This is a genomic window from Paraburkholderia hiiakae, assembly GCF_904848665.1.
Taxonomy (GTDB): Bacteria; Pseudomonadota; Gammaproteobacteria; order Burkholderiales; family Burkholderiaceae; genus Paraburkholderia; species Paraburkholderia hiiakae.
In genome coordinates this window covers 282,197-300,440 of record NZ_CAJHCQ010000009.1, presented here as the reverse complement: position 1 = coordinate 300,440, position 18,244 = coordinate 282,197, and the positions used below count along the sequence as shown (strand labels likewise).

At 66.4% G+C, this 18,244-nt stretch carries 20 protein-coding genes; 8 read left to right on the top strand and 12 right to left on the bottom strand.

Annotated elements, in window-relative coordinates; genetic code table 11:
• Positions 1 to 148: 148 nt before the first annotated feature.
• The 7 genes from JMY28_RS19505 to JMY28_RS19475 form a co-directional block, all read right to left on the bottom strand.
• The gene (locus JMY28_RS19505; protein WP_201697530.1) at positions 149 to 703 is read right to left on the bottom strand and encodes a phosphonate degradation HD-domain oxygenase; all 555 of its coding nucleotides are present in this window, start codon (positions 701 to 703) and stop codon (positions 149 to 151) included.
• Positions 704 to 774: 71 nt separating this feature from the next.
• The gene (locus JMY28_RS19500; RefSeq protein ID WP_236596939.1) at positions 775 to 1,386 is read right to left on the bottom strand and encodes a GntR family transcriptional regulator; all 612 of its coding nucleotides are present in this window, start codon (positions 1,384 to 1,386) and stop codon (positions 775 to 777) included.
• 155 nt (positions 1,387 to 1,541) lie between these two features.
• Positions 1,542 to 2,417 (bottom strand): 2-aminoethylphosphonate ABC transport system, membrane component PhnV, encoded by an 876-nt coding sequence (gene phnV, locus JMY28_RS19495; protein WP_201697529.1) that lies wholly within the window; start codon positions 2,415 to 2,417, stop codon positions 1,542 to 1,544.
• The gene (locus tag JMY28_RS19490) at positions 2,407 to 3,321 is read right to left on the bottom strand and encodes a 2-aminoethylphosphonate ABC transporter permease subunit (RefSeq protein WP_201697528.1); all 915 of its coding nucleotides are present in this window, start codon (positions 3,319 to 3,321) and stop codon (positions 2,407 to 2,409) included. Before JMY28_RS19490 ends, phnV begins: the two co-directional genes overlap by 11 nt.
• Complete coding sequence (phnT, locus tag JMY28_RS19485; protein WP_236596935.1) at positions 3,299 to 4,408, bottom strand: 2-aminoethylphosphonate ABC transport system ATP-binding subunit PhnT; 1,110 nt, start codon at positions 4,406 to 4,408, stop codon at positions 3,299 to 3,301. The genes JMY28_RS19490 and phnT overlap by 23 nt, the downstream gene beginning before the upstream one ends.
• A gap of 28 nt (positions 4,409 to 4,436) precedes the next feature.
• Positions 4,437 to 5,519: a 2-aminoethylphosphonate ABC transporter substrate-binding protein gene (gene phnS, locus JMY28_RS19480; protein ID WP_201697526.1), complete on the bottom strand. Its 1,083-nt coding sequence runs from the start codon at positions 5,517 to 5,519 to the stop codon at positions 4,437 to 4,439.
• A 435-nt stretch (positions 5,520 to 5,954) separates the two neighbouring features.
• Positions 5,955 to 6,710 (bottom strand): DeoR/GlpR family DNA-binding transcription regulator, encoded by a 756-nt coding sequence (locus JMY28_RS19475; RefSeq protein ID WP_028202504.1) that lies wholly within the window; start codon positions 6,708 to 6,710, stop codon positions 5,955 to 5,957.
• A gap of 190 nt (positions 6,711 to 6,900) precedes the next feature.
• Here JMY28_RS19475 and JMY28_RS19470 point away from each other — a divergent pair, with 190 nt between their 5' ends.
• Both JMY28_RS19470 and JMY28_RS19465 read left to right on the top strand, forming a co-directional pair.
• Positions 6,901 to 8,475, top strand: a complete 1,575-nt coding sequence (locus JMY28_RS19470; RefSeq protein ID WP_201697525.1) for an ABC1 kinase family protein — start codon at positions 6,901 to 6,903, stop codon at positions 8,473 to 8,475.
• 204 nt (positions 8,476 to 8,679) lie between these two features.
• Positions 8,680 to 9,594, top strand: coding sequence for a DMT family transporter (locus JMY28_RS19465; RefSeq protein ID WP_201697524.1), 915 nt, complete (start codon positions 8,680 to 8,682; stop codon positions 9,592 to 9,594).
• Positions 9,595 to 9,650: 56 nt separating this feature from the next.
• On the opposite strand, the gene JMY28_RS19460 is transcribed toward JMY28_RS19465, so the two are convergent.
• On the bottom strand, positions 9,651 to 10,880 hold the full coding sequence (locus JMY28_RS19460) for a L,D-transpeptidase (protein WP_407945518.1): 1,230 nt from the start codon (positions 10,878 to 10,880) through the stop codon (positions 9,651 to 9,653).
• 179 nt (positions 10,881 to 11,059) lie between these two features.
• On the opposite strand from JMY28_RS19460, the gene nadE reads away from it, so the two are divergent.
• Complete coding sequence (nadE, locus tag JMY28_RS19455; RefSeq protein WP_201697522.1) at positions 11,060 to 11,932, top strand: ammonia-dependent NAD(+) synthetase; 873 nt, start codon at positions 11,060 to 11,062, stop codon at positions 11,930 to 11,932.
• Between the two features lie 17 nt (positions 11,933 to 11,949).
• Here the strand turns inward: nadE and JMY28_RS19450 are convergent, their stop codons facing one another.
• Together JMY28_RS19450 and JMY28_RS19445 are read right to left on the bottom strand one after the other, a co-directional pair.
• Entirely contained in the window at positions 11,950 to 12,225 is a 276-nt protein-coding gene (locus JMY28_RS19450; RefSeq protein ID WP_201697521.1) for an RNA-binding protein, read from the bottom strand.
• Positions 12,226 to 12,563: 338 nt separating this feature from the next.
• Positions 12,564 to 13,160, bottom strand: a complete 597-nt coding sequence (locus JMY28_RS19445) for a hypothetical protein (protein WP_236596934.1) — start codon at positions 13,158 to 13,160, stop codon at positions 12,564 to 12,566.
• Positions 13,161 to 13,507: 347 nt separating this feature from the next.
• Here JMY28_RS19445 and JMY28_RS19440 point away from each other — a divergent pair, with 347 nt between their 5' ends.
• Positions 13,508 to 14,014 (top strand): DUF1993 domain-containing protein, encoded by a 507-nt coding sequence (locus JMY28_RS19440; RefSeq protein ID WP_201697520.1) that lies wholly within the window; start codon positions 13,508 to 13,510, stop codon positions 14,012 to 14,014.
• Positions 14,015 to 14,103: 89 nt separating this feature from the next.
• Here the strand turns inward: JMY28_RS19440 and JMY28_RS19435 are convergent, their stop codons facing one another.
• Positions 14,104 to 14,730, bottom strand: coding sequence for a LysE family translocator (locus JMY28_RS19435; protein ID WP_201697519.1), 627 nt, complete (start codon positions 14,728 to 14,730; stop codon positions 14,104 to 14,106).
• A 137-nt stretch (positions 14,731 to 14,867) separates the two neighbouring features.
• Between JMY28_RS19435 and JMY28_RS19430 the strand changes: the two genes are divergently transcribed.
• From JMY28_RS19430 to JMY28_RS19420, 3 genes are all read left to right on the top strand, one after another.
• A complete protein-coding gene (locus tag JMY28_RS19430) occupies positions 14,868 to 15,332 on the top strand; it encodes an Lrp/AsnC family transcriptional regulator (RefSeq protein ID WP_069261807.1) in 465 nt (154 codons plus the stop codon).
• 38 nt (positions 15,333 to 15,370) lie between these two features.
• Positions 15,371 to 15,604, top strand: coding sequence for a hypothetical protein (locus JMY28_RS19425; RefSeq protein ID WP_201697518.1), 234 nt, complete (start codon positions 15,371 to 15,373; stop codon positions 15,602 to 15,604).
• Between the two features lie 112 nt (positions 15,605 to 15,716).
• Positions 15,717 to 16,109 (top strand): nucleotide triphosphate diphosphatase NUDT15, encoded by a 393-nt coding sequence (locus JMY28_RS19420; protein ID WP_201697517.1) that lies wholly within the window; start codon positions 15,717 to 15,719, stop codon positions 16,107 to 16,109.
• Here the strand turns inward: JMY28_RS19420 and JMY28_RS19415 are convergent.
• Positions 16,106 to 17,293, bottom strand: coding sequence for a pyridoxal phosphate-dependent aminotransferase (locus tag JMY28_RS19415; RefSeq protein WP_201697516.1), 1,188 nt, complete (start codon positions 17,291 to 17,293; stop codon positions 16,106 to 16,108). The genes JMY28_RS19420 and JMY28_RS19415 overlap by 4 nt on opposite strands.
• 200 nt (positions 17,294 to 17,493) lie before the next feature.
• Here JMY28_RS19415 and JMY28_RS19410 point away from each other — a divergent pair, with 200 nt between their 5' ends.
• Positions 17,494 to 18,240: an IclR family transcriptional regulator gene (locus JMY28_RS19410; protein WP_201697515.1), complete on the top strand. Its 747-nt coding sequence runs from the start codon at positions 17,494 to 17,496 to the stop codon at positions 18,238 to 18,240.
• The last annotated feature ends 4 nt before the right edge of the window (positions 18,241 to 18,244 follow it).

The window sequence follows — 18,244 nt, the reverse complement described above, 5'->3', positions numbered from 1 at the left end:
GTCGCCACAAGGCTTTCGCCCGGGCTTCCCGTCTCCCCGCGCCTTCATCGAAAGCGCGAAAGACCGGAATTCTAGTCATGCAGGTGACATCTTGCAAGCGGTTTTTTGACGCTCGTGAAATTCGGAAAAACGCGTAAGCGGAATCGCCTCAAACGCGGCGTTGCATGACGCGTTCGACGAGCTGCAGATAGTGGTCGAGGTCCGGCGTCGGTTTGCCGGTCACCTTCGCAAGATCGTCCCAGCGGCGCAGGCGCACCGCGTCTTCGGCGTGGGGGCGCGCAGCGAAATCGCGCGCCTCATCTGCATTGAAGATGCCACCCTGCAATTCGAGGCTGCGCACCGAGTCCGCGGAGAGGCAGCCGAAATACGCTGCATCGACTGCGCAGAGATAGCGCTTCGCATCCACGTGCAAGCGGATCGGTTCCAGCACGCTATCGGGCAACACGGGTCGCAGGAACGGCAGCGCATAGTACTGATGCAGATCGTCGATGCCGCGCTCCGTCGGCGTCTCGCCCTGACGATTGAGCAGGTGACCCAGATCGTGCAGGAACGCCGCCGCGGTCAGCTCTTCGCTGGCCCCTTCTTCTTCCGCCAGCGCGCCGCTTTGCAGCGCGTGCTCCAGCTGCGTGACCGGCTCGCCGCTATAAGCCAACGCGCCGTACGTCTCGAACAGCCCACGAATGTCCGCGAGGCTCAATGCCATCTTCTTCTACTCCTCTAAAGTGAATACGGCGACGGCCCACGCCAGGCCGCGATCCAACGCTCCCGCTGCCCTCAGTCGCCGCAGGATTCGCGCATGCGATTGGCCGATTCATCGGCGTCTCGCGAGGCAAGCGCGCTCAACAGCGCGCGATGCCCCGCGTACGATGCGTCCATTGCGCTGTGCGACAGCGCCGCGCGCTGCGACGAGAGCCGCAATTCGCTCACGGTCCGCACATAGGTCTCGCGCAGCCTGGCGTTGCCAGCCGCCGTGACGAGCGACGCGCGAAACGCGTCGCGCGCTTGCAGGAAGGCGTCTCCCTTCTCGGCGACCACCGCGTCCCGCATCGCGTTCAGGTGCTCGCGCAACTCGGCGACCTGCGCCGCGTCGATGCGCAGCGCAAGCATCCGGCACGCCGCTTCGCGCAATGCCGCGCACACTTCACCCAATTCCTGGGCCTCCGCCACGCCGACACTGCGCACGAACACGCCCCGATGTTTCTCGTTGCGCACGAGGCCCACCTGCTCCAGCGCGCAAAATGCCTCGCGCACGGGTCCGCGCGATACGGCCAGACGAGCCGCCCAGTCGGCTTCGTTGAGCTTGTCGCCGGGCGCCAGCACGCCTGCCGCGATGCGCCGCTCGATCTCGTCGCGCACCAGCGCAGTAAGCGAATGCTGGCGCACCATGGCAAGCGGCGTCGTGTCAGACAACGCCTGAGGATCGCGGCCAATATCGCCCGCAGCGCCGCTCGCCTGCTCTTCGGTCATCGAATCTTGCACGTCTTGCCTTGCCCGTCTGTTACGCGCCTGCGGCGCATCGAACCGCATGGCATCCGTCCCGCTCAGTCCGCCCGCCGGCGCGGCACACGCGCCGCGATCAGCAGCAGCGCCCCCAGCGAGACGAGCAACAGGATCAGCGAGAGCGCCGAAGCCGGCAGGTAATACCCACGCTCGACCGCGCCCACCACGACGATCGGCACCGTCGCAAAGCCCGGCGGATAGACCGTGAGCGTCGCGCCCAGTTCGCCGAGCGACAACGCGAAACCGAGCGCGAGACTCGCACGGATGGCCGGCACGAGTTGCGGCAGCACCACGCGGCGCAGCACCATCGAAGGCGGCGCGCCGAGACTCGCTGCCGCTTCGCGCAAGACGGTCAGCTCGGGACGCAGCGCCGCGGACGCACATCGATAGCAAAATGGCAGTACCAGTGCGAGCTGCACGAATACGACGATCGCAGCCGAACTCGACAGATCCACCGGCGCCTTGTGATAGGCGATCAGCACCGCGAGGCCAAGCACCACGCTCGGCACGCCGTTGGGCACCATCGCGAGCGTGTCGACGACCGCGCCCAGACCACGCCGGTCGCGCCCTTCGAGCGCGAGTGCGAGCCAGAGACCGAGCGCGGTGCCGAGCACTGCCACGCCGAAGCCGACTTCGAGACTCGTTGCGAGCGCATCGAAGTCGGTGGAGCCGAGGCGCTCGAACCAGCGCGTGCTGAAACCGTCGGGCAAGATCGTGCCCGACCAGTGCGACGCGACACTCGACAACGCGACCACGAGCACCGGCAACACGAAAAGCCAGAAGCACAGCAGCGCCGCGAGGCCAAGCAATGCCGCGCCGGCAAAGCGCGAAAAGAGGCTGCGCTCCACAGGCCGCGCACGACGGTGCTTGGGCGGCAGCGCGATGCGCTCGGAACCGGCGACAGGATTAGTTGACATTGCGCGCGCCTCCATGACTGCGGCGATTCACGCGCCGATACAGCGCATACAGGGAAAGCGACATCGCGAGCATGACCACGGCGCCCGCAGCGGCCGTCGGCAGATCGAGATCGACTGTGGCCGAGCTGTAGATCGCCACCGGCAGCGTGATGAGGTGCGCGCTGCCGAGCACAAGCAGAATGCCGAACTCGTTGAACGTCAGCAGAAAGCACAGGATCGTGCCCGCAGCGATGCCCGGCCACGCGAGCGGCAGGATCACGCGCAGAGCGACCATCCGGGTATTTGCACCGAGACTGCGTGCGGCTTCGATCAGGCGCATGTCGAGCAGCGCGAACGCGGCGAGCGTCGGGCGCACGACGAATGGCGCGTAGAACACCACTTCGGCGAGCACGACCCCGCCGATGCCGAACAGAAAGTCGAGCGGCGGCGCCTGCAAATGAAAGAGCCGTTGCAGCCCGATGCTCACGGAGCCCTGCGAGCCGTACAGAAAGATCAGCGTGAACGCGACGAGAAACGACGGGAACGCCACGAACAGTTCCAGAAAGCGCGTGACGAGCTGCGCGCCCGGAAACGGCTTGAAGAACAGCAGCGCCGCAAGTGCGACGCCAAGCACGGAAGCCAGACCCGCGCTCAGAAACAGAATCCACAAAGTCGTGGCGATCACGCCGCGCGAATCGGGATTGCCGAAGAAAGTCTCGTACGCGTGGAAGCTCAAGCCGTGCGCGCCCGAAAGGCTCAGCAGCACGAGGCGCACGAGCGGATAGACGACGAGCGGTCCAAGCACGAACACGAGCAGAAACGCGATATGCCATTGCGCGCGCCGTTCGCGGCGGCGCACGGCGGCCGCGTGCGTGTCGGCGCCGGGCAGCGCCAAGGAAGAATCAGGGGTTGATAAGGACGACATCGTCAGCCTCGTAACGCAGGGACACACGCATGCCTTTCGCCGGCGTCATGCCGTGGCCGCGCTGCATGGTGACGAGCACCGGTTCGTTCGGCATCGCATCGAGCAGCACCGGCACCGATAGCACCGAGCCATACCATTCGACGGATTCGATCGTGCCATGCAGCGAGCCTTCGCCGAGCGGCACGATGCGCAGGCTTTCAGGACGCAGGCACGCGAGCTTGTCGCGCACGTCGTGGCGCGCGTCGCCCACCGGGAACGCGACGTTCGGCGGCAGCAGATTCGCCGCGCCGAGATAGCGCGCTACGTAGGCGTCGTTGGGCGTGTCGTAGAGTTCCTGCGGCGTGCCGAGCTGGGCGATGCGGCCATCGCGCATCAGCAGCGTGCGGTCGGACAGCACGAGCGCGTCGTCCTGATCGTGCGTCACGCACACGATCGTCAGATCGGGCAGGCGCTCGTGCAGCGCCTTCAATTCGGAGCGCACCGAAGCGCGCAGATTGGCGTCGAGTGCCGAGAGCGGCTCGTCGAGCAGCAACACGTCCGGCTCGATCACGAGCGCACGCGCGAGCGCCACGCGCTGCTGCATGCCGCCCGAGAGCTGCGCGGGCATGACGTGCCCCGCGTCGCCCAGCTGCACGAGCTTGAGGGCGTCGGCTACGCGTCGCGCGATATCGCGCGACGGCACGCGGCGCGCCTTCAACCCGAACGCGACGTTCTCGAACACCGAGAGATGCGGAAAAAGCGCATAGCTCTGGAACAGCAGACCCAGGTTGCGCTGATGCGGCGGCACATGGGTCAGATCGCAGCCCGCCACGGTGAGCGAGCCCGCGAGTCCATCGGCTTCGATGAACCCGGCGATGAAACGCAGCAAGGTTGTCTTGCCGCAGCCGCTGCGGCCCAGCACGGTCAGCAGTTCGCCGCGGCGGATCGTGAGCGACAGATCGTCGAGGACAGTGCGCGCGCCGAAGCGCACGCTCAGGTGGTCGATCTGCACGCCCGCGGCTCCGGGCGCGTCCGTGGCGTCAGTCAGTCCGGACACATCCGGCAGCGCGCGGGCCATGCCGGCCGGCGCGAGGCTTGCGGTATTCACCGGGTTCATCTCCTGCAAGTACGGTTGCTTACTTCGGCTTCACGACTTCGAGCGGCTTGCCCGACGAGCCGATCACTTCGTTCTTCCAGCGCGTCGTCCAGTCGGCCTTCTTCGCCATCACCTGGTTCCAGTCAACCGGAATGAGCTTCACGCCCTGGATGGCCTGCTTGACCGCTTCGCCGTTCTTGCCCGTGAGCGCCACGTCCGTGCGGCCCGGAATGCCGAAGATGTCCGGCACCTTCGACTGCACGTCCGTCGACATCAGGTAGTCGATCAGCTTCTTGCCTTCAGCCTGGTTCGGGCCGTTCTTGATCAGGCCGATTGCGTACGGCAGCTGGAACGTCGTGGGATGACCGCCAGCGTCGGCCGCGAGGAAGATCGGCTTGAGCGAGAGGCCGCCGTTGGCTGCGTCGTCGAGATCCATCTGCAGGTCGCCGTTGGCCACCGAGATTTCGTTACGCGAGAGCAGCACGTCGAGGTAGCCCGTGCCCTTGGTGTGGAACTTCGCGCTCTGCTCGAGCTTCTTGAGGTAGTCGAACGCCTTGTCTTCGCCCATCAGCGAGGTCGTGAGGATGATCACGGCCATGCCGTCGCCAGCCGTGGCCGGGTTCGAGTACGCAACCTTGCCCGAGTAGTCCGGGTGCAGCAGGTCAGCAAACGTCTTGGGCTCGTTCTTCACGACATCGGGATTGATCGCAAACGAGAAGTAGTTGTTCACGAACGTAGCCCACGAACCGTCCGTCGCCTTCGCGATCGCCGGGACATTCTTGTAGTTCACGCTCTGGTACGGCTGCAGCAGGCCGCTTTGCTGCGCCGTCTGGATGAACGGCGGCAGCGTGACGATCACGTCGGCCTTCGGCGAGTCCTTCTCGACGTTCGCGCGGTTCACCACTTCGCCGCTGCCCGCCGTCACGATGTTGACCTTCACGCCTTCCTTCTTCTCGAAGGCCGGCAGCACGTCCTTATAGAGATTTTCGAGGCCATCGGCCGTGTACAGCACGACGGCGTCGGCAGCGTGCGCGCTCGCGGCTGCACCCAGCAGCGCCGCTGCGGCCGCGATCGGCAGCAGCTTGCGTGCAAAACCCGCGCGATGGGAATTCGTGTGGTTCATGTCACTCTCCGAAGGCAAAACCAGATGCTCGGGATACCCGATGCGTTTGTGATTGAATGGATCGAACTGAGTCGAACAATCCGAACTTCGGCGGACTGCGCCGCCTGTCATTGCCCGTCTGGTGGTCTTGCATCGCGGATTGCAGATTGTCTGCAATCCGGCGTTGTCCACCTGAACCAGTCGGCCCGGTGAAGGCGCGGCGTTGCCGCTCGCCTCGCTTACCGGCCCATCTGGAAGGGCCCCGCAAGAATCACAGGTTTTGATGACACGCGCATGACGATTGTGGCGTTTGTCAAAAAATTCCACAATTCGCCAATATTCGACAAGCCACATAGCCGTACCGATTCCCGCCGCTCACGTATCGGCGGCAGTCATGTGCTTGTCTACACGTGGAAAAGCAAACGCGGCGCGTGCTGCGCGGCGCCGCAAGAAGACTCAGGCGATGACGAGCTCAGGCCCGCGCGCCGTGATGGCGCGCGCGACGCTCTTTTCGGGCGCCAGCTCGGTGATGACGTAGCGTGCCTGCTCGAAGCCGTTGATGCGCACGGGCGTCACCCGCCCGAACTTCGAATGATCGGCGACGACGATCGCGCAGGCCGTGGCCGCGAGCATGCGGCTGCGCACCTCGGCGACCATGCGCGAGTAGTCGGTGAGCCAGCCGTCGGCGGTGATGCCGCCCGCGCCGACGAACGCGAAGTCAGCGTGGTACTGGGCGAGTTGCTGCACGGTGTCGAGGCCGAAGGTCGCTTCCTCATGGTCGGACAGCTCGCCACCCAGCAGCGTGACGCGGTTCTCGTTGCGGCGGCCGAGCAGGAGCGCAATACGCCAGTCGTTGGTATAGACCGTGAGCCGATGACGGTCGGTGAGCGCACGCGCGAGCGCATGTGTGGTACTGCCCGAATCGATGATGACCGAGGCGCCGTCGGGCACGAATTCCGCCGCGCGTTCGCCGATCGCGCGCTTGGCGCTCGCGTTGGCGGCTTCGCGCACGTCGAGATCGGGCTCGCGGCGGTCGCTGGAGAGCGCGCCGCCGTGGGTCGTGACGAGTAGCCCGCGCTCCGCGAGCGTGTTGAGGTCGCGCCGGATCGTCTCGCGGGAAACGCGCAGTTCGCGCACGAGATCCGCCACGGAAAGCGCGCCCGTCCGGTTCACTTGCGAGAGGATGTATTGGTGACGTTGTTCTGCGAGCATCTCGGTAGGCGCGGGTCGTGCGTGGATAAAGACGCGGGTAATGAAGTGAGTTCGGCGTGAATCCGGAAAGCCGCCGTATTGTATTACGCACGCGCGCAACGAGCCTGCGCTGCCATCGCGCGCGCATCCCTGCTAATCTCGTGGAGCCCGCGCGCTCACGCGACGCTCGCTTTGCCGACCACTGGAATTCATGCGTTCACGACTTCGTCAATTGCGTCTGCTGTTTTGTGCACTGCGTTATGGCTTCAGGCTGATCTGGCTCGCAGCCCCCGAGCATCACAAGCTGCACTGGTTCCTCACGCTCGCTTCGAGCCTGCACGGCGACCCGCGTCTCGCCTCGCGCCTTCATGGTTCGCTGCCGCGTCTCGCCCCGCTCGCCACGGCTTTCGCGCAAACGCTCGCCACACGCCCCGAACTCGCGGGCGCGACCTTGCATGACGCGATCGACGCGATCGAGCATTTCGAAGAACCCCTTGCAGGCGAGGCACTCAACACCACGCTGCGCGCCGCGCTAGGCAAGCCGCCCGAGACGGTGTTCACGTGGATCGATCCGATGCCGACCCACAACGGCTGGTGCGAACAGACGCACCTCGCGCGGCTCGCGCTGCCGGTGAACGCTCACCAGACGATCACGCTGCGCGTGCTGCGTGCGAAGCAGGTCCAGGAAGTCGACGATGACGCCGCGCTCCTGTGCGCCGTGGCCCGCTGGATCGAGCGCTTTTCGCGCGCCGCTCGCAAGCTGCAGCTGCACGCACTCGCGCAGGCGCTGCGCGAGGATCTGCAGCGGCGCTTCGACCTGCGCGCCCAGGCCGCGAACCTGAGCCAAAGCGGCCATCAGCTCGGCGACGACCCGCGTGTTGTCGTGCCCGACGTGATCTGGGACCTCTGCACCCCGCAGACAATCGCGGTGCAGCACATCGACACCGTGCGCGCGACCGATATCGCCGGGCTTGCCGAGCACCATATCAACGTCACGCAGGTGGCGGCGCATCTGATCGAAGTGGTGACGCGCCAGGCGTTCGAACACGGTTTCTTTCATGCAGCCCTCGACGCCTGCCGGGTCGCGGTGAGCGTCGAGCCCGAGACGCGCGGCCGCCTCGTGCTCGCGGGCGCGGCGCTGATGACGAGCCTTTCCTCGCCTGAACGCGAATTCTTCGTGCACGGCGCAACGGCGTTGTTCGAACAGGACTACGCCCGGCTCGCGACGCTCCATCACGTGGCGGGCCACGTGCCTGCGCACGCGCGCACCGAGCAGATCGAGGCGGAATTGCGCACGCGCAGCGAAGCGCATTTCGCGAGCGACACCGACGAGCGCAGCGCGGGGGCGCTGTTCCATCATCTGCTGCATTCGGTGCAGCCGTTTGGAGGCGAAGTCTCACCGCGCCTCGTGGCGGCACAGCGCGCGTTCGGCCAGGCCGAGAAACTGGCGCGCTCTATTCATCCGGGCGTGGACGCGTGGGGCATTGCACGGCACACGCTCACCGACATCGCGCGCCAGGATCTCGGTCACCACGGCTGGATCCGGCGACTCTCGCAGGAGTTGCCACACCTCGCGCAAATTGCACCGCGCGTACCGCAGATGGTGTTCCGCTTCCTCGAGCACCACGCGAAGACGGGGCACGGACCCGCTGCGGGACAGGCCGCGCAGCAGGCCGCGTTGCTCGATGCCTGGCGCCGCGAGCATCGGCGCACGCGCGCGCTGCTGCTCGCCTGCGCGGTCTGCGGCGGCTTGATTGGCGTGACGGCGGTGTTGTTTGGAAGCTAAGCCGCGACTCGCGTGTTGGGCTTCGCGATGTCTGCATGGGCGGAAGTGGCATGAGCTAGGCGGTTAGTTGCAATCGATTCGTCGAGGGGCATACTCCTAAGCCAGTGCAGTCCTGAACAAGACTGCAACCTGCGCGCCGCGCGATACTCCGAGCCTTTCGTGTTTCTCCGCGCGTAGCGTCAGCGCGCGCCCTTCTCGACACCGATGCTCGCCACTTTCGCCCCCACCCTTTTCGTCGTCCTGTGGTCGACGGGTTTCGTCGTCGCGCGCGCCATTGCGCCCTACGCCGATCCCAACCTCTTCCTGCTGGCGCGCTTCACGGGCACGGCAGCGCTGTTCACGATCGTCGCGCTGGTGATGCGCGCGCCCTGGCCGCGTGGACGCGAAATCGGCAAGCATCTCTTCGCGGGCTCGCTCCTGCAAGGCGTGTATCTGGGCGCGGGCTACTGGGCGGTCGCGCAGGGCCTGAGCGTGGGCGTGATGGCGCTCCTCGGCGCGCTCCAGCCGCTCTTGACGGCCGCCATCGCGGCGCGCGTGTTCGGCGAGCGCCTGCCGCCGCGGCGCTGGTCGGGCATGTCGCTCGGCCTCGCAGGCGTCGTGCTCGTGCTGAGCCCGAAGTTGTACGCCGCCATGCACGCTGCCGGCGGCGCGATCGCCGACGCCGCTGCCGCTACCACGCTCATGCACGCTCACGCGAATCCGCTGCTCGTCGTGGTAGTCGCGGTGGTGTCGGTCGGATCGATCACGGCGGGCACGCTCTACCAGAAGACTTCGCTCGCGCAAGCCGACATTCGCAGCGCAAGCGCCGTGCAGAACCTGGGCGCGGCCATCGTGGCCGCGGTGCTCGCGCTCGTGCTCGGCGAGACGCGCTGGATCGCAACGCCGACCCTGTGGTTCTCGCTGGCGTGGGGCATTGCGATGCTTTCGGGCGCGGGCGTGACGTTGCTCGTGTGGATGGTGCGCCACGGCGACGCCGCCCGCGCCACGGCGCTGCTCTTTCTCGCGCCGCCGCTCGCGGCGCTCGAAAGTTGGCTGCTCTTCGGCGAAACGCTCACGCCCGTGCAGATGGCGGGTTTCGGCGTCGCGCTCGCGGGCGTGCTGATTGCGCGACGCGCGTAGCACCTGCGCTTCGATCGCGCGCAGCGACTGGCGGCCGCCCTCGCCGGATCGCGCGCTCAATCGGCGGTGTCGGCGCCGGCTGGCACCTTCGCGCGCGCCTTGCCGCCTGGCGCGGGCGACCACGCCGGGCGCGTCTTGCGCTCCGAATCGACCACGACGATAAAACGTCCCGCCCACGGCGTGATCTCGCGGTCCGAGTGGAGCACCCACAGCGACTTGCCCGAGTCGACGAGCGCCTGGTATTCGGCGTCGATGATGCCGTTGTGGTCGATGAACGCATTGAGCGTCGCCGGAATCCGCACGCAGCCCTTCGAGTGGCGGATGCCGAGCAGCGGCTCGAGGCGGTCGGGGTCGGTGGCGTGCATCTGGAAACGCATCTGCGAATAACCGCCCTTGCCCCAACCGCGTTCGCCGTCCACCCAGCCGAGGTCATAGATGCGCATGTCGCGCCGGCCGTAGCCGCGTATGTTGTTCTGGTTCATGGTGCCTTCCGCGCGGAAGTCCATGTTCAGCGGGGTGTGCTCGAACACGCCGAGCGGCGTGAGGAAGTGGTCGAACTCGCCGGGACGTCCCGTCGCGACCGGCGACGCGCCGATCATGAGCCACGGCTCGTCAGGCATGGCCCGGAAGTAGATGAAGAGCGCCTGCACATTCGCGCTGCGATCGACAAGGATGACGAACTCGCCCGCCAGCGCGCCGAGGTCTTTCTCGTCGAGCGCCGCCTGCAGGCGCTGGCCGTAGGCTCGCTGGTCCGTGAGCGGCACATGTAGACGCCGGTTGACGTCACGCGCGAAGCGCTTGCGCATATCGAGCGCACCGCGGGTTTCTTCGGCGGCCTCCTCTGGCGTGAGCATCCGGTGAACGGGTAGCACGAGCGCGGGAGGCGCGGAAGCCGCCAACGCGGCCGAGGCCGAAGAAGCGGAAGCAGCTGACGACGCCGACGAAGCGGCCGAAGCGCCCGACGCAGGCGCTGGCCCCGAAGCGGCGGAAGCTGCATTGGCAACAGGCCGAGCCGCAGACGCGCCCGACGCAGCAGATGCGCCCGAAGCAACAGGCTTCGACGCTGCATGCGCCGGCGCGCTACGCATGGCGCCGGAGGCAACATGCACGCTGGAGGCCGTCAGACCGTCGGCGGCGTAAACCGTGCTTGCCGCCCACGAAGCGCAAAACGAGGCGCAGAGCGCGGCCACCATTGCGCGGCGCGCCGGCGCGCCAAACCACCGCGTTCTATGATGGGGAAGGTTTGGGGCGTCGCCCCGGACGCCACCCCGCACGCGAGCGACCATGCGCCGCGAAAAATTGTCGTTCATTGTGAGTCCGGCCGATTGTGCGTCTTGTCTGAAGTCGGATACGTCGTGCGCCGTGCCGTGCGGCGTCGCTGACAGCGCCACGACCACCCGACATTAGACCAGACAACGCAAACTGCGCGCCCATGCCGCGCGCGCAGCCAATTGAGGAACTGCCCATGCCCGCCAAGTCGAACGCCAACGCCGACCGCCTCGCCCGCCAGCGACGCATCATCGCCGAACTGAACGTCGACGCGCGCTTCGACGCGCAAGCCGAAATCGGTCGTCGCGTGCGCTTTCTCGCGCAGCGCCTCCAGGCGAGCGGGCTGCAGACACTCGTGCTGGGCATCAGCGGCGGCATCGACTCCGCGACGGCCGGACGCCTTGCGCAACTGAGCGCGGAAAGCCTGCGTGCGCAAGGCCAGACGGCGGCACGCTTCATCGCGATGCGTCTGCCCTACGGCACCCAGCGCGACGAAGCGGACGCCGCCGCCGCGCTCGCCTTCATCGCCGCGGACGAAACCCTGACCGTAGATATGCGCCCCGCCGCCGACGCGATGCTCGCCTCGCTCACGGCGGCCGGTCTCGCGTTTGCCGACGAGAGCGCGCAGGACAAGGTTCACGGCAACATCAAGGCGCGCGAGCGGATGATCGCGCAGTACGCAGTGGCCGGCGCGCGCGCGGGACTCGTGATCGGCACGGATCACGCGGCGGAATCGCTGATGGGCTTTTTCACCAAGTTCGGCGACGGCGGCGCCGACGTGCTGCCGCTCGCGGGCCTGAACAAGCGGCGCGTGCGCGCACTCGCGCGCTCGCTCGGCGCACCGGCCACGCTGGTAGAGAAAACGCCCACTGCGGATCTGGAAACGTTGCGCCCGCTGCATCCTGACGAAGACGCCTACGGGATCGGCTATGACGAGATCGATGACTTTCTGGAAGGCAAGCCGGTGAGCGAACGCGCGTATGAGACGATCTTTCGCTTCTACGAGGCGACGCACCACAAGCGCTCGCTGCCCTACACGCCGTACGACGCCGCGGACGACACGCGCTGAAGCGCGGCGCGAACGGCTCAGTTGCGTGGACGTTGCGGCGGCTCCTCGTCTTCGAACGGCGGCGCGCTCACCTTTAGCGCCACGCCGGCGAGGCGGCGGGACTGAAGTTCGCGCGCCACGGCGTCAGCCACGTAGGGCACGTCGGAGTCGAGTTCGAGGTCCGCGTGCGCGTTGGGCGTGCCCGCGTCATAAACGGTGATGCCCTTGGCGTACTTGCCGAGCTCGCGCTCGAAAAAGCTGCGCACGTCCTGCTCGCTGCAGGATTCAGGAACATTCCAGACAGTCAGGTGCATGACGGCCTACCTCGCGAGAAATTCGGACGTGCAGCGCTCAGCGGAACCGGCGGGGTTGCGTCGCGCGTGCGCGTACGGGCTGCAGGCTCGCGCGAGCGCGAGTACGTGTCCACGCCACCTGGCCGAGTACGGCCGCGACGCCAAGCAGCAAAAGGCTGGACGTAAGCATTGTTGTGACTCCCTTTTGTTGATGAATGTCAGCATAGTCGCATTTGCTGAGCGGTGCGCTGCGGCATATTGCCTGGTGGCGGATGACCAACGGATTGCCCACTGCGCATGCCCGATCCGGTCCGCAATCAGCGTGCCCGAAGAGGGAAAGGTGGATGTGAAGCGGCGCTTCAGGATCCGTCGTCGCGGCTCGCCGAGGTCGTCTCGTCAGCAGATCCGCCGCAGTCCATGCGGGTGAGGCGGTCGTACTGGTGCACCCAGTTGCCGGTGATCGTAGCCTGCGCCTCGGCTAGCGTCATGCGCCCCGCGCACACGCAACGCTTCAGGCGCACGGTGAGCAGCGACTTGCGGCGCTCGCCCGCGTGGCCGCCCCACGGAATCAGGTCGAAGTTGGCCGTGGCGTCCGGCGACCCGCCAAGCACGATCGGCACATGCCGATCGAGCGCGTAGCCCACGCCTTCGTCGGCGTCGATGCCGCGTGCCGCGAGCATGCGGTCCTTCAGCGCCATGGTCTGGTCGAACGGCGGCGCCACGGTGTCGGCATAGCCCGGACGGCAGATCGTGTCAGTCAACGACTCTTGCGTGACACGCGTGTCGAGAAGCCGTGGATCTTGCGCGAATGCAGCCTGCGCCGCGCTGCCCGTTGCAAGCGCCAGCAGCGAAATGCGCAGTACTCCCGCGCGCCACTGCGGCGCACCAGTGCGACAAACAATGCCTTCTGCCATGCGGCGCGCGATGCGGCGTATTGCTGCCATTTCTGCGTTCATGGTTGAGCACATCGTGCAGCACGATGCGCAATGGATGGTGGGTGCCGGGTTATTAGACCACAATCAATATTTGTCGGGGCAATTGCGCACATCGGCAACGAGGCGCGCTGTGTCGCGTATCGCGCGACGGCCCCGACACCCTGGCCGCGAGCGCTCGCAACCTCAGCGCTTCACAAGGAATTTTTGATCTGTAATCCCAGGTAATTTATGCGCCCGGCGAGGTACCTGGCCGCCGCGCTGCTGGCCGTTTGGCCGATGGCAGCGCGCGACGCGATAGCGCATAATGAGCCGCCGGTCAGCTCCAAAGCGGAGCGTATCGCGCGCATTCGAAGAAACGAGGAAACCCCATGTCCATTTCCATGTATCAAGCATCGGTGCCCGTGCTCGCGCGCGGTCTCACCAATCTGCAAAACATCATCGGCAAGGCGCAGGCGCACGCAGCGGAAAAGCAGATCGACCCCTCCGTGCTGACGGGCGCACGGCTCTTCCCCGACATGCTGCCGCTCATGCGTCAGATCTACATCGCCACCGATACCGCGAAGGGCTGCGCCGCGCGCCTGGCCGGCGTGGAGCCCCCGAAATTCGACGATGTCGAGGTCACGTTCGACGAGTTGCACGCCCGTATCCAGAAAACCATCGACTATCTGAACGCGTTCAAGCCGGAGCAGATCGACGGCACAGAAGCGCGCAGCATCACGCTCAAGATGCGCAGCGGTCCGATCGAGTTCACGGGCCAAAGCTATCTGCTCGGCTTCGTGCTGCCCAACTTCTTCTTCCATGTCACCACGGCTTACGACATCCTGCGTCACAACGGCGTGGAACTGGGCAAGCTCGACTACCTGGGCGCGCGCTAACACGAGGCGCTAAAACGCGAGCAATAAAAAAGCGTGCGGCGCCTTGCGCGCCGCACGCTTTCACCCAACCGTCCTGTACTCCAGAAGCGTCAATCGAGCGAGAGCCGCAGTGCGAAGCCGATCAACGCGGACGAGAACGCCCACTTCTGGACCGTCTGCGCGAGCGGATGGCGGCGCAGCCACACGGCGATGCGCGCGGCGCCCAGCACGTAGATCACGTCGAAGAGCGCGCATACGGCAACCAGCAACACGCCCAGCACCGAAACCTGCAGCCAGACCGAGCCCGCCTCGGGCCGGATGAACTGCGGCAACAGCACCGAGCAGAACAGCAGCGCCTTCGGGTTCAGCAGGTTCGTGAGCAACCCCTTGGTGAAATCGGCACGGCGCGGGCGCGCCACGGCCACCCCCTCCTGTTCTGGCATGGCGAAAGCCGGCGCGCGGAAGATCTGCACGGCGATCCATGTGAGATACGCGGCGCCCACGTAGCGCACGACTTCATAAAGCCACGGCGCGTTGCGCAGCAAGGCCGCGAGGCCGCAGGCGGAAAGCGTCACGTGGGTCGCGCGCGCGAGCGCGAGGCCGCAGGCCGCCGCGAAGCCGCTGCGCGTGCCGCGGCTCATGCTGGTCTGCATCACGAGCGCCATGTCGGCGCCGGGCAGCGCGCAGACGATAATCAGGGCGACGATGAACATCAACAGCAGGTGGGCGGAAATCATGTTGGCCTCGCGTGAAAGAGGCTCTATCTTGCCGCTACACGCAGAGCGATTTCTGGCGTTTTTACATATCACACACGTCATATATTAGCGGAATGCGCTAAGATTTCCGAATCCACACCAGAACTCCCCTACCCGCTATGAGCGACCTCGACAAACTCGACCGGGCGATACTCGGCGCGCTGCAAACCGACGGGCGCATGCCGAACGCGCGTCTCGCCGAAACGGTCGGCCTGAGCGAAACGCCCTGCGCGCGGCGCCTCAAGCGCCTCGAACAGGAGGGCTATATCGAGCGTTACCGGGCCGTGCTCTCGCGCCGTGCGCTCGGCTACGGCGTGGTGGGGTTCGTCTCGGTACGCTTTGCCGTGCATGACCGCGCGCTCGCCGACCGCTTCGAGCGCGAAGTGCTGGCGATCGAGCGCATTCTGTCGTGCCACAACGTATCCGGTACGGCGGACTATATTTTGCAGGTGGTGGCGCGCGATCTCGACGACTACGGCACCTTCATGCGCGACCAGTTGCGCAGTTTGCCCGGCGTCACGTCCGTCGAATCGGCGCTGTCGCTGCGCGAAGTGAAAGCCGAGGGCGGGCTGCCCCTGCCCTGAACACACCCAACACCCAACACGTAAGAACGGAGCTTTCGATGACACCAGAACAGGCACGAGCCGAAGAAGCCGCCGCCATGGAGCGCGTGCTGACCGCAACCCAGCGCGTCAAGTCGGCGTTCACCTCGCTGCAGTCGCAGTTTCCGCCGGAAGGCGACGGCCGTCCGTCGCAATTCGCGCTGCAGACCTTCGACATGGCGCTCCAGGAACTGGAAGACGCTCAGGCCGCCTTCGACGAGCTGCTCAACGATCTGTTCGACGGCGAGCGCTGATTCTGCACCCGTTCGCTGCGCGCCCCGCAAAGATTCAAGCGCGCGCAGCGAACGATCGATTTCGCCAACAATTCGGATTCCAGATTAATATCCGCAAAACATGATTGACGACATGAACGTTCCCGTCACCGTGCTCGGCGTGGGCGTCGTCGTACGCAACGGCGACGCGTGGCTGCTCGGCCTGCGCAAAAGCACATGGGGACGCGACACCTGGGCCTTCCCGGGTGGCAAGGTCGACCCCGGCGAAGATCCGCTCGCCGCGGCCGCGCGCGAGCTGCGCGAGGAAACCGGCCTGGAATTGATCGAGGCATACGCAGCCGGCTGGGCCAGCGGCTGGCTCGAAGCGGGCCGCGTGCGCCATGTGACACTGTTCGTCGAGGCCGCCGCGCCGGGCATGCCGGTCGTCGCCGAGCCCGACAAGTGCGCGCGGTGGGCGTGGTTCACGCGGAATGCGTTGCCTGCCGAACTGTTCGAGCCCACCCGCCTCTACTTCGAGACCCGCTAGCGCGTCGCGGCTGCAGCGCGCTCCCGCACAAAGGCCGCGATACGCTCGCAAGCTTCGACGAGCCTCGCTTCGTCCACGACGAAACCAAGCCGCACATAGCCGTTTGCGGTTTCCCCGAACGCGCTCGCGTCGAGCACGGATACCTTCTGCGCTTCGAAAAGCTGCCAGGTGAACGCCTGCGTGTCGAGGCCCGTGCCGCGGATGTCGATCATCATGAACATGCCCGCTTCCGGCAACAGGCACTTGAGTCCCGGCACGCCCGCCAGCCGCTCGTAGACGATGTCGCGCCGGCGGCGATAGATCTCGCGCATCTGGGCGACGATCTGCGCGCGCTGGTCGAGCGCCGTAATCGCCGCCTCCTGAATGAAACCAGGCAGCCCGTAGAGCATGCAGAGCGCGAGCCGCGCCAGATGCGCAATCATCGTTTCCGGCGCGATCACCCAGCCGAGGCGCCAGCCCGGCATGGCATGCGACTTCGAGAGGCTGCCGAGCGTGACCGTGCGCTCCGCCATGCCGTCGAGCGCGGCGATGCTCACGTGCTCGCGCTCGAACGTGAGGTCGGCGTAGACCTCGTCGGAGAGCACCCACAGGTCGTGCCGCCTGGCCAATTGCGCGACGCGTTCGAGGTGCGCGCGCGGCATCACCGCGCCGGTGGGGTTGCACGGCGTCGCGAAGAAAATCGCGCGCGTGCGCGGCGTGACGGCTGCCTCGAGTCCGTCGCAGTCGAGATGAAAGCCGTTCTCAGGATCGACGGGCACCGGCACGAGCGTGGCGCCCGACGCGCGAATCGCGGCCTCGTAGGTCAGGTACATCGGCTCGGGCACGAGGACTTCGTCGCCGGCCTCCAGCAAACAGAGCGACGAAGCGAACAAGCCGTTCTGCGCCCCCGCGCAGAGAATCACGTTCTGCGCACCGACCGCACGCCCGCTTTGCTGTGCATGCTCGCGTGCAATCGCCTCGCGCAGCGGCTCGCGGCCCATGATCGCCGAGTAGTGCGTATCGCCTTCACGCAGCGCGGCCACGGCGCGCTCGACGATGGGCGCGGGCGTGCCGAAGTCGGGGTCGCCCACGCTCAGCACGATCACGTCCTCGCCACGCGCCGCGGCCTGCACTGCCGCGTGATGGATCTCCCATGCCGTCGTCCGACGGCCCTGCAACCGCTCGACCAGATTCGAATACTTCATCTTCCGCGACTCTCCCGAACATCCGGCGCGCATCGCGCCGGGGCGTTCAAAACCGTTCCTGTTGATTCGTATGTGCAGCGCGTGTGCAACGATACCAAGGAACGATGCCGCTGAGAAATGTCGACGCGCTCATGCACGTGTCCAACGTGGTGTTAGTATTTCCAGCCTGTTGGATGATCTTATTTGCGGCGCGCGGCTCCATGTCCTCACCCTACGAAGTCCCGGCGCTGCGGCGCATACACGATATTCTCGACGTACTCGCGCACGCGCCTGGCCCGATGCGCGCGGCGGCAATCGCGCAGGTCACCGGCCTCTCGCGCAGCACGCTCTACCTGATGCTCGACTCGCTCGAACGCCGGCGCTGGATCGAAAAACGCGCGGACGGCTATATCGTCGGCCTCACGCTGTTCGAGCTCGGCAGCGCCTATGTGCGGCACGACCGGCTCCAGGAAGTGTTCCGCCAGGAAGCGACCGTCTTCGTCGCGACGCATAACGAAGTCGTTCAGCTTGCCGTGCTGGATGGCGCGGAAGTCGTGTATCTCGCGCGCGAAGACCCCGCGCGGCCCGTGCGCCTCGTCTCCGATCTCGGCTCGCGGCTGCCCGCGCACTGCAGCGCACTGGGCAAGGCGCTGCTCGCCAGCCTTCCCGATGAAGAGGTCAACGCGATCCTGCCGCGCCAGCTTCCCGCAGTGACCGCCAACACCATCACGCGCAAGCAGGACCTGCTCGCGGCGCTCGCCGCGATACGCCGCTCTGGCCTCGCGCACGAGCGGGAAGAAGTGACGGCGGGGATTGCGTGCTTCGCGGCGTTCGTGGGCGTGACGGCGCTCGGCAAGCGCGTGGCGGTCAGCGCGAGCCTGCCGCTGGAGCGGCTGGATGCGCGCCGCGAGAAGCGCCTCGCCATCGCAGTGGTCGAGATGGCGCAGCGCATCGCCAAGGGACTTTGACGAC

What these genes read in the sequence shown, in the direction of transcription:
- JMY28_RS19470 (WP_201697525.1), top strand. Translation starts at nt 6,901, where the DNA reads ATGCGTTCACGACTTCGTCAATTGCGTCTGCTGTTTTGTGCACTGCGT.
- JMY28_RS19435 (WP_201697519.1), bottom strand. Translation starts at nt 14,730, where the DNA reads ATGATTTCCGCCCACCTGCTGTTGATGTTCATCGTCGCCCTGATTATC.
- JMY28_RS19450 (WP_201697521.1), bottom strand. Translation starts at nt 12,225, where the DNA reads ATGCACCTGACTGTCTGGAATGTTCCTGAATCCTGCAGCGAGCAGGAC.
- JMY28_RS19465 (WP_201697524.1), top strand. Translation starts at nt 8,680, where the DNA reads ATGCTCGCCACTTTCGCCCCCACCCTTTTCGTCGTCCTGTGGTCGACG.
- JMY28_RS19500 (WP_236596939.1), bottom strand. Translation starts at nt 1,386, where the DNA reads ATGGTGCGCCAGCATTCGCTTACTGCGCTGGTGCGCGACGAGATCGAG.
- JMY28_RS19420 (WP_201697517.1), top strand. Translation starts at nt 15,717, where the DNA reads ATGAACGTTCCCGTCACCGTGCTCGGCGTGGGCGTCGTCGTACGCAAC.
- nadE (WP_201697522.1), top strand. Translation starts at nt 11,060, where the DNA reads ATGCCCGCCAAGTCGAACGCCAACGCCGACCGCCTCGCCCGCCAGCGA.
- JMY28_RS19475 (WP_028202504.1), bottom strand. Translation starts at nt 6,710, where the DNA reads ATGCTCGCAGAACAACGTCACCAATACATCCTCTCGCAAGTGAACCGG.
- JMY28_RS19410 (WP_201697515.1), top strand. Translation starts at nt 17,494, where the DNA reads ATGTCCTCACCCTACGAAGTCCCGGCGCTGCGGCGCATACACGATATT.
- phnV (WP_201697529.1), bottom strand. Translation starts at nt 2,417, where the DNA reads ATGTCAACTAATCCTGTCGCCGGTTCCGAGCGCATCGCGCTGCCGCCC.
- JMY28_RS19460 (WP_407945518.1), bottom strand. Translation starts at nt 10,880, where the DNA reads ATGGTCGCTCGCGTGCGGGGTGGCGTCCGGGGCGACGCCCCAAACCTT.
- JMY28_RS19440 (WP_201697520.1), top strand. Translation starts at nt 13,508, where the DNA reads ATGTCCATTTCCATGTATCAAGCATCGGTGCCCGTGCTCGCGCGCGGT.
- JMY28_RS19430 (WP_069261807.1), top strand. Translation starts at nt 14,868, where the DNA reads ATGAGCGACCTCGACAAACTCGACCGGGCGATACTCGGCGCGCTGCAA.
- JMY28_RS19445 (WP_236596934.1), bottom strand. Translation starts at nt 13,160, where the DNA reads ATGAACGCAGAAATGGCAGCAATACGCCGCATCGCGCGCCGCATGGCA.
- JMY28_RS19490 (WP_201697528.1), bottom strand. Translation starts at nt 3,321, where the DNA reads ATGTCGTCCTTATCAACCCCTGATTCTTCCTTGGCGCTGCCCGGCGCC.
- JMY28_RS19415 (WP_201697516.1), bottom strand. Translation starts at nt 17,293, where the DNA reads ATGAAGTATTCGAATCTGGTCGAGCGGTTGCAGGGCCGTCGGACGACG.
- phnS (WP_201697526.1), bottom strand. Translation starts at nt 5,519, where the DNA reads ATGAACCACACGAATTCCCATCGCGCGGGTTTTGCACGCAAGCTGCTG.
- JMY28_RS19505 (WP_201697530.1), bottom strand. Translation starts at nt 703, where the DNA reads ATGGCATTGAGCCTCGCGGACATTCGTGGGCTGTTCGAGACGTACGGC.
- JMY28_RS19425 (WP_201697518.1), top strand. Translation starts at nt 15,371, where the DNA reads ATGACACCAGAACAGGCACGAGCCGAAGAAGCCGCCGCCATGGAGCGC.